This is a genomic window from Klebsiella sp. JN_Kp122 (genome assembly GCF_040062085.1).
In the GTDB taxonomy this organism is placed as follows: Bacteria; Pseudomonadota; Gammaproteobacteria; order Enterobacterales; family Enterobacteriaceae; genus Klebsiella; species Klebsiella aerogenes.
Genome location: NZ_JBEAHW010000001.1, coordinates 62,270 through 77,448 on the forward strand (window position 1 = coordinate 62,270; position 15,179 = coordinate 77,448).

Annotated in this window: 13 protein-coding genes; 4 read left to right on the top strand and 9 right to left on the bottom strand. The window is 55.2% G+C overall.

All coding sequences use genetic code 11. The features are described 5' to 3' along the window. Positions 1-86: 86 nt before the first annotated feature. On the top strand, positions 87-422 hold the full coding sequence (locus ABLU78_RS00330; protein WP_015366825.1) for a GlpM family protein: 336 nt from the start codon (positions 87-89) through the stop codon (positions 420-422). Here the strand turns inward: ABLU78_RS00330 and folM are convergent. From folM to ydgH, 3 genes are all read right to left on the bottom strand, one after another. Next, entirely contained in the window at positions 419-1,141 is a 723-nt protein-coding gene (gene folM, locus ABLU78_RS00335) for a dihydromonapterin reductase (protein WP_015366824.1), read from the bottom strand. The two genes, ABLU78_RS00330 and folM, sit on opposite strands and share 4 nt — an antisense overlap. Positions 1,142-1,178: 37 nt before the next feature. After that, entirely contained in the window at positions 1,179-2,561 is a 1,383-nt protein-coding gene (locus ABLU78_RS00340; RefSeq protein WP_015366823.1) for an amino acid permease, read from the bottom strand. Positions 2,562-2,738: 177 nt separating this feature from the next. After that, a complete protein-coding gene (ydgH, locus tag ABLU78_RS00345; RefSeq protein WP_032711543.1) occupies positions 2,739-3,689 on the bottom strand; it encodes a DUF1471 family protein YdgH in 951 nt (316 codons plus the stop codon). A 519-nt stretch (positions 3,690-4,208) separates the two neighbouring features. On the opposite strand from ydgH, the gene pntA reads away from it, so the two are divergent. The 3 genes from pntA to ABLU78_RS00360 all read left to right on the top strand — a co-directional run bounded on the left by pntA (position 4,209) and on the right by ABLU78_RS00360 (position 7,456). Further along, positions 4,209-5,738: a Re/Si-specific NAD(P)(+) transhydrogenase subunit alpha gene (gene pntA, locus ABLU78_RS00350; protein WP_042892360.1), complete on the top strand. Its 1,530-nt coding sequence runs from the start codon at positions 4,209-4,211 to the stop codon at positions 5,736-5,738. A gap of 10 nt (positions 5,739-5,748) precedes the next feature. Beyond that, complete coding sequence (gene pntB, locus ABLU78_RS00355; RefSeq protein WP_020078971.1) at positions 5,749-7,137, top strand: Re/Si-specific NAD(P)(+) transhydrogenase subunit beta; 1,389 nt, start codon at positions 5,749-5,751, stop codon at positions 7,135-7,137. A gap of 130 nt (positions 7,138-7,267) precedes the next feature. Beyond that, positions 7,268-7,456, top strand: a complete 189-nt coding sequence (locus ABLU78_RS00360) for a YdiH family protein (protein WP_015366818.1) — start codon at positions 7,268-7,270, stop codon at positions 7,454-7,456. Between the two features lie 136 nt (positions 7,457-7,592). Here the strand turns inward: ABLU78_RS00360 and uspE are convergent, their stop codons facing one another. The 6 genes from uspE to ABLU78_RS00390 all read right to left on the bottom strand — a co-directional run bounded on the left by uspE (position 7,593) and on the right by ABLU78_RS00390 (position 15,159). Then, entirely contained in the window at positions 7,593-8,543 is a 951-nt protein-coding gene (gene uspE / locus ABLU78_RS00365; RefSeq protein WP_015366817.1) for a universal stress protein UspE, read from the bottom strand. 151 nt (positions 8,544-8,694) lie between these two features. Then, on the bottom strand, positions 8,695-9,447 hold the full coding sequence (gene fnr, locus ABLU78_RS00370; protein ID WP_004862555.1) for a fumarate/nitrate reduction transcriptional regulator Fnr: 753 nt from the start codon (positions 9,445-9,447) through the stop codon (positions 8,695-8,697). 194 nt (positions 9,448-9,641) lie between these two features. After that, complete coding sequence (gene ogt / locus ABLU78_RS00375; protein WP_015366816.1) at positions 9,642-10,157, bottom strand: methylated-DNA--[protein]-cysteine S-methyltransferase; 516 nt, start codon at positions 10,155-10,157, stop codon at positions 9,642-9,644. A gap of 603 nt (positions 10,158-10,760) precedes the next feature. Next, complete coding sequence (gene abgT / locus ABLU78_RS00380; RefSeq protein WP_020078968.1) at positions 10,761-12,287, bottom strand: p-aminobenzoyl-glutamate transporter; 1,527 nt, start codon at positions 12,285-12,287, stop codon at positions 10,761-10,763. Positions 12,288-12,403: 116 nt separating this feature from the next. Next, on the bottom strand, positions 12,404-13,849 hold the full coding sequence (locus ABLU78_RS00385) for a M20 family metallopeptidase (RefSeq protein ID WP_116328538.1): 1,446 nt from the start codon (positions 13,847-13,849) through the stop codon (positions 12,404-12,406). Then, on the bottom strand, positions 13,849-15,159 hold the full coding sequence (locus ABLU78_RS00390) for a M20 family metallo-hydrolase (RefSeq protein ID WP_116328539.1): 1,311 nt from the start codon (positions 15,157-15,159) through the stop codon (positions 13,849-13,851). The genes ABLU78_RS00385 and ABLU78_RS00390 overlap by 1 nt, the downstream gene beginning before the upstream one ends. Positions 15,160-15,179 lie beyond the last annotated feature (20 nt).

The window sequence follows — 15,179 nt, forward strand, 5'->3', positions numbered from 1 at the left end:
CGCAAATTGCCTGCCATTAATCTTTCATAAACAAATGTTCTTCCGTTATGCTGGTGGAAATTGTTGTTCAAATGTTAAGGCATAAAATGGGGCTGTTGATTAAAGCGCTGCTGGGAGCGCTGGTGGTGGTACTGATAGGCGTACTGTCAAAAACCAAAAATTACTATATTGCCGGTTTAATTCCGTTATTTCCGACCTTCGCGCTGATTGCCCATTATATCGTCGCCAGCGAGCGCGGCATTGAAGCGCTGCGCACGACTATTGTCTTCGGCATGTGGTCAATCATCCCGTATTTTATCTACTTACTTTCATTATGGTACTTCACTGGCGTAATGCGCCTGCCTTACGCGCTGGCAGGCGCGGTGATCTGCTGGAGTCTGGCGGCCTGGCTGCTCATCCTCGGCTGGAGCCGTTTCCACTAGCGCAGCGGTCGGCCGCCGTCGACAGCGAAAGAGCGGCCGGTCACATAGCAACTGGTGAACAGATAATCGATGAGGTCGATAATCTCTTTCTCACCCGGCGCGATTTTCATCAGCGATTTATCCAGCGCCTGTTTACGATATTCAGCGTCATCATGCTCGTTAAACATAATCAGCGATGGCGCGATGGCGTTGACCTTCACTTCCGGGGCCAGCTTACGGGCGAAAGAGCGGGTCATATTATCAAGCGCCGCTTTACTGGCGGCATAGGCGATATGCTTATCGCTGCCGCGTTCCACCACGTAGTCGGTAATGTGAATAATATCGCTGGCGGCGTGACCAAAACCACGCAGCAGGCTCTCCAGCGCATGGTTAAGCAGATAGGGCGCGTGGACGTGAATCTGCATCATCCGCGATATCACCGTGGATAACGGCACACCGGGTTTTTCCGCCATCCAATCACTGGCGTTATGAATAATCGCACGCAGCCCGCTGGTCTGCGCCTTCACCGCTTCCGCGAAGGTAAGAATACCGTCGTCGCTGCTGAAATCGGCCTGCAGACACACCGCGCCGGCTTCGCGCAGGGTGTCAATCGAAGGATAATGCTGGCGATAGCTGACGATCACCGGTTGCTGCTGGTTTAAAAAATGGTGTGCCAGAGCGAGGCCGATACGGCGGCCTGCTCCTGTGATCAGGACCGGACGAGGCTGTGGTTCAGCCATGGGTATCTCCTTTCAAGTTCAGCGGTAGGGCAACCGCTTACCCCACCAGCATCCACGTTGCCGGAACGGCGGCAACCAGCAAAAAACCAATTAATGCCATTTCACGGCGTTTGAGCATGCGATCGTGCTGGTGCGTACGGCGGGCGTACAGGAAAACCAGAAGACCCGGAGCGTAAAGTACCACCGACAATAACAAATGCACAGGACCGGACGCATACAATAACCATAAGCCATAAACGCACGCGCCGACACCCACGGCTTTATGTAACGGACGTACGGCAATCTTAAGCAGGAAAGCGCCAACGAGGAAATAGGGCACCAGAATCATTTCTGAGGCGATGGTTAGCAGGGTGCCGTAGTCGGATCCGGTAAGCCAAATCAGCACCAGACAAATCTGCACGCTGATGTTGGTCAACCACAGCGAGGAAGAAGGCGCATTATTCTTATTGGTTTTGGCGAACAGGCGCGGGAACGCTTTATGCGTCGCCGCCAGATACGGCACTTCGGCGGCCATAATGGTCCAGCTTAAATAGGCGCCGCAGACGGAGATAATTAATCCCGCGGCGATTACTACTTCGCCCCATGACCCCATCATTTTGACCATCAGGCCAGCCATCGACGGGTTGCGCATTTCAGCCAGTTCCGGGCGGGCGACAACGCCCAGCGACAGCAGGGTGACCAGCAGATAAACCGCCAATGCCGAGACCACCGCCAGCAGCGTCGCGCGGCCAACGTCGCGCTTGTGGCGCGCGCGAGCAGAGACTACTACTGCGCCCTCCACGCCGATAAATACCCACAGGGTGATCAGCATGGTGTTTTTCACCTGTTCCCATACCGGTACGCCGAGCGCGATACCGCTAAAGTCGAGGCGGAAAGTATCTAGCCGGAACGCGATAGCGGCCAGCGCCACAAATGCGCCGAGCGGCAACAGTTTAGCCAGCGTCGCCACCAGGTTAATGCCTGCCGCGGTCTGGACCCCACGCAGCACCAGAAAATGCACCACCCAGAGCAGCACGGACGCGCCGACGATCGCCTGCCAGGTGTTACCGTCACCAAAAATACGCATCTCCGGCGTATCGGTGAAGAAACTGAGGGCGGAGAAGACGATAACCAGGTAGGAGACGTTGGCAATCACCGCGCACAGCCAGTAACCCCAGGCGGAACAGAAACCGATCAGTTCGCCAAAACCTTCACGGGCATAGGTAAAGATTCCGCCGTCCAGTTCCGGGCGGATTCGGGTCAGCAATAGCATGGCGAAAGCGAGGAACAAAATCCCGACGCCGGTGATGGCCCAGCCGATAAGCAGAGCGGATGGGCTGGCAACGGCAGCCATGTTTTGCGGCAAACTGAAAACGCCCGCGCCCAGCATGGAGCTGAGTACCAGTGCGGTCAGGGCGCTAAGGCCCAGTTTCTTTTCCATTGTATTCCCGAGGTGACAACAGTGAATCAAGAATATTTATTTGGCGAAATCGCATAAAAATGGAGGATTACGCTAAGGCGCGGGATTTTACGGAGTGTCTTGAACGCATGCAATGGCGGCGGGCGAAAAAATGTAAAAAGGCGACCCGATGTCGCCTTTTTGAGCAGCTGAAACCGATTACTTATACAGGTCGGCGCTAATGGTGATGTTACCGCCACGTTCCTGCCACTGGCGGGTGATGTGGTAGTATTTTGCCCCTTTCTTCGCCGCGCGTTTCGCGGTCTGATAGGAGATTTCCGTCATGTTGCCGTAGTTACCGGTGAATTTGATGCTATCAAACGGCACCATCTGCGCGGCGGTGATCTTGTTCACTTCTTCGACTTTCGTGCCGTCCGGTAGGGTGACAGTGTAACGTCCGCCTTTCGACGATTGGGTTTCGTAGAACAGACCTACGCCGGTGCCGGCGCCGACGGCCGCAGAGGAGGCCACGCCTGGGATCTCGACATTTTTAGCCGCTTCGCCGCCTTTCGCCAGAGCGGCGCGACCGGCTTCGGAATCCGCTGGAATCGCATCAGGGCTCTGCAGTACGCGCTTCTGCGCATCCTTTTTATAGATATAAGCGGTGATGCGCTGGTTGCCGCCCTGGTTGGCGTCAACCTGACGGACGATGAAGAAGGCATACGCGCCTTTGGCTTTCGCCGCTTTGGCGATGGCGTCGTTGACTTCCGGCTGGCTGCGGTAGAAGCCCTGTACGGTCACGGTGTCATACGGCATTAGCGCGACGGCCTGATCTTTCGGCAGTTCCATCACGCCGTTAATGATACGGTTTTTCGGGGTATCCGCCTGTGGGGCGTTTTCTTTATAGAAATCCGCCGTTACGCGCCAGTTGCCGCCGTTGCCGAAATCTGAGGTGTCGACAACATAAAAGGAAGCTGCGCCATCTTTATCCGCCTTGCGGGAAACCGCCTGTACGGCATCGCCAATCGCGTTAAAACGGCCAGTGACGACGACGCGGTCATAGGGCTTCAGCGCTGCCGCTTGCTCAGGAGTCAGCTCGGTCGCTGCATGGGCAGACAACGCGGTGGTAGCCAGAAGAGCAGACGCCAGGAGTGTGTTCTTAAGCTTCATAAAAATAATCCTTTGCCTTGCGCAAACCATGTACTGGTATTGTTGTTGACTGAAAACAGGTGATTATTGCATTTAAACAACGTAACTGTCTGCGTCATTTTTCACTTCCCGCCCGAATCGTTCGTTACAAAAATATAACAAATACTGATATGTTGAAAAAACAGCCCCTTGAACAGCAAAATCGATAATCAATATCACTTTTATAAGTTAACGTAATGTTAATGCAATGATACTGACGGTAATAAATGGCGAATTAATCCCTCAGGTAAGCGAATTATCAGGTTCTGGCATAAAATTAAGGCAAATATTGCTGCCTGACGCAGTCAGGACTAATTTTTCTCAATAAAATCAAAAATTCTGTTTTAACGATGTAGATCACAATCGGTATTTTCAGTAGGTTATAAAAAGTTTGTTACTGTTTCATTTTCCAGATGAATACCTGAGCGGCGTTTTTGCGCCGCCGCTGGCGCATTTGTGAAAAAAATAAACCATCATCAAAAACCGATGGAAGGGAAAACTATGCGAATTGGGATACCAAAAGAGAGCTTAGCTCAGGAAACCCGGGCCGCTGCGACGCCGAAGACGGTCGAGCAGCTGCTTAAGCTCGGGTTTAGCGTGGCGGTCGAGAGCGGAGCCGGGAAACTGGCGAGCTTCGACGATGAAGCCTTCGAACAGGCGGGCGCGGAAATCGTCAGCACGGATAACGTCTGGCACTCCGACGTTATCCTCAAGGTTAACGCGCCGAACGATGCGGAGATTGCGAAGCTCAATCCGGGCACCACGCTGGTGAGTTTCATCTGGCCGGCGCAGAATCCGGATCTTATGGAAAAGCTGGCCGCTCGCGGTATCAACGTCATGGCAATGGACTCGGTGCCGCGTATTTCCCGCGCCCAGTCGTTAGATGCCCTGAGTTCGATGGCCAACATCGCCGGTTATCGCGCGATTGTCGAAGCGGCGCACGAATTCGGCCGCTTCTTTACCGGCCAGATCACCGCGGCGGGTAAAGTACCGCCAGCGAAGGTGATGGTAATCGGCGCAGGCGTCGCCGGCCTTGCGGCGATTGGCGCGGCGAACAGCCTCGGCGCCATCGTCCGCGCCTTCGATACCCGTCCGGAAGTGAAAGAACAGGTGCAGAGTATGGGCGCCGAGTTCCTTGAACTGGACTTCAAAGAAGAAGCGGGCAGCGGCGACGGTTATGCCAAAGTCATGTCTGAAGCCTTTATCAAAGCCGAGATGGCGCTGTTCGCCGCGCAGGCGAAAGATGTCGATATCATTGTCACCACGGCTTTAATCCCGGGTAAACCGGCGCCGAAGCTGATTACCCGCGAAATGGTTGACACCATGAAGCCAGGCAGCGTGGTGGTCGATCTGGCGTCGCAAAACGGCGGCAACTGTGAATACACCGTGCCGGGCGAAGTCGTGACCACCGCCAACGGCGTGAAAATTATCGGCTATACCGACCTACCGGGTCGTCTGCCGACGCAATCTTCTCAGCTCTATGGCACCAACCTGGTGAACCTGCTGAAGCTGCTGTGCAAGGAAAAAGACGGCAATATCACCATCGATTTCGACGATGTAGTGGTGCGCGGCGTCACGGTGGTCCGCGAGGGCGAAATTACCTGGCCGGCGCCGCCGATTCAGGTCTCCGCGCAGCCGCAGGCGGCGGCGAAAACCGTCGAAGCGCCAAAAGAAGAGGCTAAACCAGCTTCGCCGTGGCGTAAATACGCGCTGATGGCGCTGGCGATTATCCTCTTTGGCTGGCTGGCGAACGTCGCGCCGAAAGAGTTTCTTGGCCATTTTACCGTCTTCGCGCTCTCCTGCGTAGTCGGCTACTACGTGGTGTGGAACGTGTCGCACGCGCTGCACACGCCGCTCATGTCGGTAACCAACGCCATTTCAGGGATTATTGTCGTTGGGGCATTGCTGCAGATAGGGCACGGCGGCTGGGTCAGCTTCTTAAGCTTTATCGCGGTGTTGATCGCCAGCATTAATATTTTTGGTGGTTTCACCGTCACTCAGCGCATGCTGAAAATGTTCCGCAAAAACTAAGGGGTAGCACATGTCTGGAGGATTAGTTACAGCTGCATACATTGTTGCCGCTATTCTGTTTATCTTTAGCCTTGCGGGGCTGTCAAAGCACGAAACGTCGAAGCAGGGGAACCTGTACGGCATCGCCGGGATGGCGATTGCGCTGATTGCCACCATCTTCGGGCCGGACAGCGGTAACGTCGGTTGGATCATCGTGGCGATGGTTATCGGCGGCGCGATCGGTATTCGTCTGGCGAAGAAAGTCGAAATGACCGAGATGCCGGAGCTGGTGGCGGTGCTGCATAGCTTCGTTGGTCTGGCGGCGGTGCTGGTCGGCTTCAACAGTTATCTCGACCACGGACCGGGGCTCGATCAGGTGCTGGCGAATATTCACCTGACTGAAGTGTTTCTCGGCATCTTTATCGGCGCCGTGACCTTCACCGGCTCGATCGTTGCTTTTGGTAAGCTGCGCGGCAAAATTTCGTCAAAACCGCTGATGTTGCCGAATCGCCACAAGCTGAACCTGGCGGCGTTAGTCATCTCCTTCCTGCTGCTGGTGGCCTTCGTGCGTACCGACAGCACCGGAACGCAGGTACTATGCCTGCTGGTGATGACCATTATCGCGCTGGCGTTCGGCTGGCACCTGGTGGCGTCTATCGGCGGCGCGGATATGCCGGTGGTGGTATCGATGCTGAACTCGTACTCCGGTTGGGCGGCGGCGGCGGCGGGCTTCATGCTCAGCAATGACCTTCTGATCGTGACCGGCGCGCTGGTCGGTTCTTCCGGTGCCATCCTCTCCTACATTATGTGTAAGGCGATGAACCGTTCGTTTATCAGCGTTATCGCCGGCGGTTTCGGCACCGATGGCGGCAGTTCCAGCGGCGATGAAGAAGTTGGCGAGCATCGCGAAATCAGCGCTGAAGAGACGGCGGAAATGCTGAAAAACTCGCATTCCGTGATCATCACGCCAGGCTACGGTATGGCGGTGGCACAGGCGCAGTATCCGGTAGCGGAAATCACTGAGAAGCTGCGTGCGCGCGGTATCAAGGTGCGCTTCGGTATCCACCCGGTCGCCGGACGACTGCCGGGGCACATGAACGTGCTGCTGGCGGAAGCGAAGGTTCCGTACGATGTGGTGCTGGAAATGGATGAAATTAACGATGATTTCGCCGATACCGATACTGTACTGGTGATTGGCGCGAACGACACGGTGAACCCGGCGGCGCAGGACGATCCGAAGAGCCCGATCGCCGGTATGCCGGTGCTGGAAGTGTGGAAGGCGCAAAACGTGGTGGTCTTTAAACGGTCGATGAACACCGGCTATGCTGGCGTGCAGAACCCGCTGTTCTTCAAAGAGAACACCCACATGCTGTTTGGCGACGCTAAAGCCAGCGTGGATGCCATTCTGAAAGCGCTGTAATAGCGCAACGCTCTAAGCCGTCTCTGTTGAGACGGCTTTTTTATATAGACAGCGAAACCATGATTTGCTCATAAAGTGAACGGCGATGGGTGTTATACTATGCCTGTTTTTTCACCACACTGAGGATATTATGGATACCGAGTTAACCCCCACGCAGATGGCCATCGAGTACCTGCGCCGCGATACCGCTGTTATGACCCCCGCGCAGTACCTGAAGAAGCTCAAACTCCTCGAGCTCGAGTTTGCCGATCTGATGTCGCTTTCGTCGATGGAACTAAAAGAAGAGATCGACCTGGCCTGGCGTTTAGGTATCCACTAACGCATTCTGTAAGCTTGTTCAATTAGCGTTGATATCCGGGGCCGTATGGCCCTTTTTCTTTTTTAGCGGGCCGACAAAAAAAATCCCCCGACGGGCGGGGGATGTTAGATATAATTTCAAACCTCATGAGACGCCGTTAGTCGTCGTCTTCATCGTCCAGTTCAACCGGGGTTTGATAAGCTTCCGGTTTCAGTACCAGCAGGTCGCAGCGCAGGTGGTCGATAACCTGTTCCGCGGTATTGCCGAGAAACGCGGCAGAAATACCGGTGCGGCCAACGGTGCCCAGCACCACAATCCCGGCCTGCAGATGTTCAGCTAAATCAGGGATAACCTCTTCCGGCAGCCCTTTCTCTACGTGGGTGCGGTTTTCATCGATGCTGAATTTCTGGCGCAGCGCTTTCATAGCCAGCAGATGCTGGCCGCGAATCGCATCGTTATAGATGCTCGGGTCAAAATCAGGTAATTCAATGGCGATGTTGATAGGCGTCACCGGATAGGCGCCAACCAGATGTACTTCGGTATGGTTAACCTGATCGGCGAGGGCGATGGTCTCCCGCACCAGTTTTTCATTGAGGGCGTTGTGATAGTTCTCTTCACTGGCCAGATTAACCGCCACCAGCGCTTTACCGCCTTCCGGCCACGGTTGATCTTTAACCATCCATACCGGGCATGGACATTTGCGCAGCAGGTGCCAGTCGGTCGGGGTGAAGATGACGGCTTCGAGTTTGTCGTGCTGATGGGCCATTTTCAGCAGCAGGTCGTGTTTATCGCTGATGATTTCCTGAATGATGGCTTCAAAGGGGCGGTTGTGCCACACCACTTTGATATCGATTGGCACCCCGGATTCAATGTAAAACTTGGCCTGTTCACGGATCCAGGCGCTGCGTTGGCTAATCACGCCCTGGCGCATCGCCGTCCGCTCGTCGGGCGACAGCAGGGTGGTCATTTCATAGGAAAAATCATAGATCGGCAAAAAGGCTTTGATGCGTCCACCAATCCGTTGGTGCAGATACACCGCGCGCCGTAATGCAGGCTGGTCGTCCTGGTTAGGGTCGATTACTACCAGCATGTTCTGATACTTCGCCATACAGGGTCTCCTTACAGCTGTAGCTACAGTCAGTCATTAAAAAGATAACCTATATGGATGAATTGAAACAGGGGATGACCCTGGCCAGATCAACAAATTAGAAAAAAATGTCGATCCGGCACAAGGTAGAAGAAAGTATAGCGGAGATAAATCAGGCGACGTTGCGCGCCTGGCCTGCCAGTTGCGCCAGCAGATCGCTGTTTTCGATGGTGATATATTTCCCTTTCACCGCCAGCATACCGCTTTTCTGGAAACGACCGAGCAGGCGGCTAATGGTTTCTACCGTCAGGCCCAGATAGTTGCCGATGTCGCCACGCGTCATGGTCAGGCGGAACTCACGCGGTGAGAAGCCGCGCTGCGCGAAACGGCGGGACAGGTTGTAGATAAAGGCCGCCAGCCGTTCTTCTGCGTTCTTTTTGGAAAGCAGCAGGATCATGTCCTGATCGCCTTTGATCTCGCCGCTCATCAGGCGCATCATCTGCTGACGCAGGTTCGGCATTTTACCGGAAAGATCATCCAGCGTTTCGAACGGAATTTCGCAAACCATTGAGGTTTCCAGCGCCTGCGCAAAGCTTGGGTGCAGGGCGGTGCCAATGGCGTCAAAACCGACCAAATCACCCGCCAGGTGGAAGCCGGTAATCTGCTCATCGCCTTGTTCGGTGATGGTGTAGCTTTTGATGGTCCCTGAACGGATAGCGTACAGCGACTTCAGCTCATCACCCGCTTTGAACAGGGTTTGCCCTTTCTGAATAGGCTTCTTACGCTCGATGATATTATCAAGCTGATCCAGCTCATGTTCGTTCAAAGTAAAGGGGATGCAGAGCTGGCTAATGCTGCAATCCTGACAATGGATTGCACAACCACCAGACTGAATGCGTCGTATAATTCGCTTTTCCGGGATCATATGTCTGCTCAAGCTTTAATTGATATTGGTCAATTTTAACATCTTTTTGAGGAGCAAGTAAGTCTCGAAACCCGGAAAGACGCAATATTAGAAGGGGAAATATACCTTTCACCCTATCTCGTTGATAACAAGAAATTTATTAAGCGATCAATTATTGTAAAGTTACCTGTAATTTCCAAAAAAGGCATTATCTGTTAAAGCAGCAAATAGCCTTCATGGCGCAATAACCACTCTTTGCGCTGTACGCCCCCGGCGTAGCCGGTCATGGTGCCGTTACGGCCAATCACCCGATGGCAGGGAACCACAATGCTGACCGGATTGGAACCGTTTGCCGCGCCGACCGCACGGGCCGCGCCTGGGCGGCCGAGAGCCTCGGCTAACTGACCGTAGTGCATGACTTGCCCGCAGGGAATCGTGCGCAGCGCTTGCCAGACCTGACGTTGAAACGGCGTCCCGCCGGTGGCGGTCGGCAGGGTATCGATAATTGCGAGATCGCCATCGAAGTATTGCCGCAGCTTCGCGCTCAGCCCGCCCGGATCGCGTGCATCAAGACGTTCATAACCCTCATGGCGGTAGTGGATGTCGAGCAGTTGCTCCATACGGTCACGGTGCTGATCCCACTCCACGGCGCGCAGGTTAAATTGTTCATCGCAAATGACCCACAACGGCCCCAGCGGGGTATCGATTTTATCTTGCAGTAGCGTCAGCATCGGTCTTCCTTCTACGAGGTTATTTCGGCAAGAGCACACCATATCATGACGTGCGCTCTGCCAACTATACCTCCGAAAGGTCAGCAAATAATGAAAGGCTGTACTATTAATTTATAAATACGAATCGCAGTCATTTAAATTCCGTCATTCGATTGCCCAATCGCAAAATGCTGGAATAAAGGGACGGGGAGCAATGTTTATTTTTGCATTAACTAGCAGGCGCGGCAGAAAGAGCATTTTGCTACCTTTGTCTGGCGGCGAATTCCCCTGTGCGGAGGAGCGTTCAGTTCAAATCTCTATGCAGTTTGTCATACGCACGCGAATTAGCGTGAACTGGCTAATTCACCGGGAGGCACCCGGCGTCGCAGATAAATATACAGGCATTCCTTGAGTCAATTATTTTTCCAGCGCTTTGGCGCTGGTTTTTTTTAACCAACAGAAAGGTGGCGATATGCAATACATATTAACGGGAGTTGTTGTGTTGATTATCAGTGGGTTAGCTATCAATTTGCTGTCGTTAGCCATCGAAAGTCTGTGTAAAACGCTCCTGAACCGCACCACAATTCGTTAACTCACGCAGGCCCTCCCTGGCCTGTCGCTGCGTTAGGGTAAACGGGGATAGATGCCGGGACCTATCGGCAGCCCGACAAGATACCAGCCCACCAGCAGCAGTAGCCAGACGGCTAAGAAAATGAGTGGGTAGGGTAATACCAGCGAATAGTAGGTGCCCAGTTTGGCATCGGGCCGGTAGCGCTGTAAAAAGCCGAGAAACAGCGGCACAAACGGCGATACCGGCGCGAGCGGCAGCACGGAAGAGTCAGCGATTCGGAACAGGATCTGCGCAAACGCCGGGTGAAAGCCCAGCAGCATAAACATTGGTACAAAAATGGGCGCCAGAATCGACCAGATAGCCGAACCGCTGGCGATAAACATACACAAAAACGCCGACAGTAGCGCCAGGCCGACAAACGCCGGCACCCCATTCATCCCGGCGCTCTCCAGCACATCGGTCAGACCAACGGCCATGAATTTCCCCATGTTGCTCCAGTTAAACATGGCGACAAACTGGGCCAGCGGGAAGACCATCACGATAAATCCGGCCATCTCCTTCATCGGCTCGATCATTAACTGCGGCAGGTCAGCCTGACGGCGAATTTTGCCGGTGGCGATGCCGTAAGCTAAAGATACGACAAAGAAAAAAAAGATAATCAGCGGCACAATGCCTTTAATAAAGGGCGAGGGCATCACGGTATGCTTGATGGGATCGCGCAGAATGCCGTTGTCCGGCACCACCATCAGCGCGATAACTGCCACAAACAACAGCGCCGCAATACCGGCAATGCGCAGCCCGAAGCGCTGCTCCGCCGTCAGCGTCTGTAGGGTTTCATCGCTCTTACCCTGCCACTTTCCTAACCGCGGCTCGACCAGTTTATCGGTAATCAATCCGCCGACCAGAGTAAGTACGATGACTGAGGTAGCCATGAAGTACCAGTTGTCGATGACGCTAACATGCAGCGAGGCATCGAGCGTTTTCGCCGCTTCGGTACTGATACCGGAGAGCAATACGTCGGTGGTGACAATGAGTAAATTTGCCGTGAATCCGCAGCCAACGCCGGCGATCGCCGCCAGTAACCCCGCCACTGGATGACGACCGACGGCGAGAAACATCAACGCCCCTAGCGGCGGCATAATGACCAGCGCCGCGTCGGAAGAGATATGGCTGAAAAAGGCGATAAATAGCACCATGTAACTGGCGTAACGCGCGCTAACGTGCGATGACATCTTGACCATCAGCGACGGCAGCAGGCCGACGCGTTCGGCAAAACCGGCGCCGAGCACCAGCGCCAGAATCGCCCCCAGCGGTGCAAAGCCGCTAAAGTTTTTAATCACGTTTGGCAGAAACCAGTGCAGCCCTTCAACGCTGAGCAGATTCTTTACCACCACTCGCGAACCGTCGGTGGGGTTCTGTACGCCGACGTTTAGCGCCGACAAGATGGCGGTAGCGGCCATCAGCGCCACTATCAGATAGATAAACAGCAAAAATGGATGCGGAACCTTATTACCTATTTTTTCAACCCAGCCATACAGCTTACCGGTGGGGGAATGCGACGGTATGGATGACATACTCATGGGCGTTCCTCAGTTGTCGTTGTTGTGTTGGTTGCGGCATACCTCATGGGTTGTCAGCTGTTATTTTTATTGGCGATTGCCATCACGCTGTGCGTTATCCCAGAGGCTAATTTTTCTTATTTTAAAATTGATGGTACGACGTCACGCGGGATCGGGCACTGATATGGGCTAATCGCCAGTACCTGAGCCAGTTCCTGCTGGCTTGCTTCAAGCAACGGCCTGTCGCTGAACAAACGAATTGCCGTTGCTCCCAGTATCTTACCCGCCAGCAGCATCCCTTTATGGGCAATGGAGGTTCTTCCCTGGCTCACCAGTTGCCAGCTATGCAGCGGCGTACCGATGGCGAAACAGGGGCTAAAACACTGGGCCACCGGCGCTTTCCAGCTCACGTCGCCGACGTCGGTAGATCCCGCCAGCACGTTTTCCGTTGCCGCCCACGGCGCGACTTCATCAATCAGCACCGTGTCGTGATGGCGGCGGGCAAACGCTTTTCCTTCTTCACCGCTGGTGCCGGCAATATTCTTCAGGCTGTTCTGTATATCGTTCACGCCGAGCGTGGCGCGAATATCCGCTGCGAAAGCGCGCTCTTCGTTACTCCATTGCGGCGTACCGTAATGACATACGGCCTGATACATTGCCGCTTCCAGCGTGCGATTGGGGAGATAGCTGGAACAGGCTTTTTCAAAACGACAGCTGACGCTGGTTTCGGTCATCAGCGCGGCACCCTGAGCAATTTTCTCAATACGGGCAAAGATTTGCTGCACGTCGGCCATTTCCGGAGCGCGAATCAAATACAGCACTTCAGCCTGCGCCTGCACCACGTTGGGCGACACGCCGCCGGTATCCGTAATGGCGTAGTGCACACGCGCTTTCTCGATAATATGCTCATTGAGGAAGTTACTGCCGGTGGTCATCAGCGTGACGGCGTCCAACGCGCTACGCCCAAGATGCGGTGAGTTTGCCGCGTGGGCGGCGGTTCCGGTAAAGCGCCACGCCGCCTGAATATTGGCCAGCGTGCTGGTGCTGAACATCCCGGCCCAGGCTTCCGGATGCCAGGTGAGGGCGGCGTCGATATCATCGAATAGCCCCTCGCGCACCATAAAGGTTTTACCCGAGCCGCCTTCTTCACCCGGGCAGCCATAAAAGCGCAGGGTGCCCGAGCCGCCATGCTGCTGCAGCCACTGTTTCGCAGCGACAGCAGCGGCGAACGCTGCGGTGCCAAGTAGATTATGCCCACAGCCGTGGCCATTTTCCCCCGGCGTCGCGTAAGTTGGTTCAGCACTGTGCGCCTGTTGGCTGAGTCCTGCCAGCGCATCAAACTCGCCGAGCAGGGCGATGACTGGTTTACCCTCGCCAAAGCTGGCGATAAACGCATTGGGGATTCCACCAGCGTGACGGCTTAGTTGAAAACCTTCCGCTTCCAGCGCGTCGGCCAACCGCGCGGCGGACCAGAATTCCTGGAATCGGGTTTCCGGATGATCCCAGATATCATCGGCAATAGCGCAAAAATCGTCGCGTCGCGATTCAATGATGTCATCAACAAATTGATAGATCTTTTCCATCACACACCTCGCTGCCAGGGAAAGTTGAGCGCGATGCGCGCCAGCGTCTCGACCGCGATGGTCATGACCCCTTCGTCGAAATCAAATTTCTCATTGTGATGTCCGGCGCTCAGTTCAGTACCGAAAATCATGTATGAAGCCAGTCCGCCGCGCTCCTGTACCCGCGCCATCATCAAAGTGGCATCTTCGGATCCCGCCGGCGCAGCAATATGATCCACCGCCTCTATCACACCTGGCACCTGTGCTGCCTGTTCACGCAGGTATTGCACCCACGCCGGAGAAGGTGCGCTGGAGGTCGCCGCGCCCATGAGCCGTAGTTCATAGCGGGCTTCATACATCGCTGCGGCGCCGGCAATCACGTTTTGCGCCCGCTCAAACACATACTGGTTGATAGCTTCCGTCTCGCCGCGGGTTTCGACTTTTATCAGCGCGGAAGAAGGGACCACGTTGCGCCCGGTACCGGCCTGCATAACACCGACGTTAACCCGCGAGGCGCCGGCGCTGTGCGGCGCGATGGCGTGCAGGGCGAGGGCGGCCTGCGCGGCGGCCAGTAGCGCGTTGCGCCCATCTTCCGGTTTGCCGCCGGCGTGAGCGGCGACTCCCTCGAATTGCACGTCGAATTTGGTGGTCGCCATAAAGTTGTCACCACCGCAGACCACGGTGCCGCTGGGGACGCCGGTGCCGATATGAATGGCGGTGAAGTAGTCCACGTTATCGAGCACGCCTGCCGCCACCATCGCGCGCGCGCCGCGGGTGCCTTCTTCGGCAGGCTGGAAAATCAGCTTGATGATCCCGTTGAGCCGATCGACATACTGCTGTAGCACATGCGCTAAACCCAGCCCAATGGCGGTATGGCCGTCATGACCGCAGGCGTGCATCATTCCGGCGTTGCAGGAGGCGAAACCTGCGCGATGCGGGCGATGGCAATCGTCGTGTTGTTCGTTAAGATCGAGCGCGTCCATATCGACACGAAACGCCAGCGTCGGGCCGGGGCGGCCTGTGTCCAGGGTGGCGACGACGCCGGCGAATCCGCCTTCAAAAGCCGGTAGCCAACGTTCCGGCGCTCCCTGTTCGCGGGCGCGCTGGAATGCCTGCTCCAGGGTAGTATCGTCGGGTAGCCCCATCCGGCTGTCGGCATCGATAACGTCGCGCCCCAGCGCCAGTTGATAACCGAGGCCGTCTAAGATCTCGGCAACCTTGCTGGCGGTACGAAATTCCAGCCATCCGGACTCCGCGTGCAGGTGAAAATCACGACGCCATTGCGTCATTTCCGGCGCCAGTTGGCTTACCAATTCATGAAGTTGCGGCATAACCCTTCCTGTCATATTAA

Coding starts and splice junctions, on each gene's coding strand:
- ABLU78_RS00340 (WP_015366823.1), bottom strand. CDS start 2,561: ATGGAAAAGAAACTGGGCCTTAGCGCCCTGACCGCACTGGTACTCAGC.
- folM (WP_015366824.1), bottom strand. CDS start 1,141: ATGGCTGAACCACAGCCTCGTCCGGTCCTGATCACAGGAGCAGGCCGC.
- ydgH (WP_032711543.1), bottom strand. CDS start 3,689: ATGAAGCTTAAGAACACACTCCTGGCGTCTGCTCTTCTGGCTACCACC.
- uspE (WP_015366817.1), bottom strand. CDS start 8,543: ATGGCGAAGTATCAGAACATGCTGGTAGTAATCGACCCTAACCAGGAC.
- pntB (WP_020078971.1), top strand. CDS start 5,749: ATGTCTGGAGGATTAGTTACAGCTGCATACATTGTTGCCGCTATTCTG.
- ABLU78_RS00330 (WP_015366825.1), top strand. CDS start 87: ATGGGGCTGTTGATTAAAGCGCTGCTGGGAGCGCTGGTGGTGGTACTG.
- ABLU78_RS00390 (WP_116328539.1), bottom strand. CDS start 15,159: ATGCCGCAACTTCATGAATTGGTAAGCCAACTGGCGCCGGAAATGACG.
- pntA (WP_042892360.1), top strand. CDS start 4,209: ATGCGAATTGGGATACCAAAAGAGAGCTTAGCTCAGGAAACCCGGGCC.
- abgT (WP_020078968.1), bottom strand. CDS start 12,287: ATGAGTATGTCATCCATACCGTCGCATTCCCCCACCGGTAAGCTGTAT.
- ogt (WP_015366816.1), bottom strand. CDS start 10,157: ATGCTGACGCTACTGCAAGATAAAATCGATACCCCGCTGGGGCCGTTG.
- fnr (WP_004862555.1), bottom strand. CDS start 9,447: ATGATCCCGGAAAAGCGAATTATACGACGCATTCAGTCTGGTGGTTGT.
- ABLU78_RS00385 (WP_116328538.1), bottom strand. CDS start 13,849: ATGGAAAAGATCTATCAATTTGTTGATGACATCATTGAATCGCGACGC.
- ABLU78_RS00360 (WP_015366818.1), top strand. CDS start 7,268: ATGGATACCGAGTTAACCCCCACGCAGATGGCCATCGAGTACCTGCGC.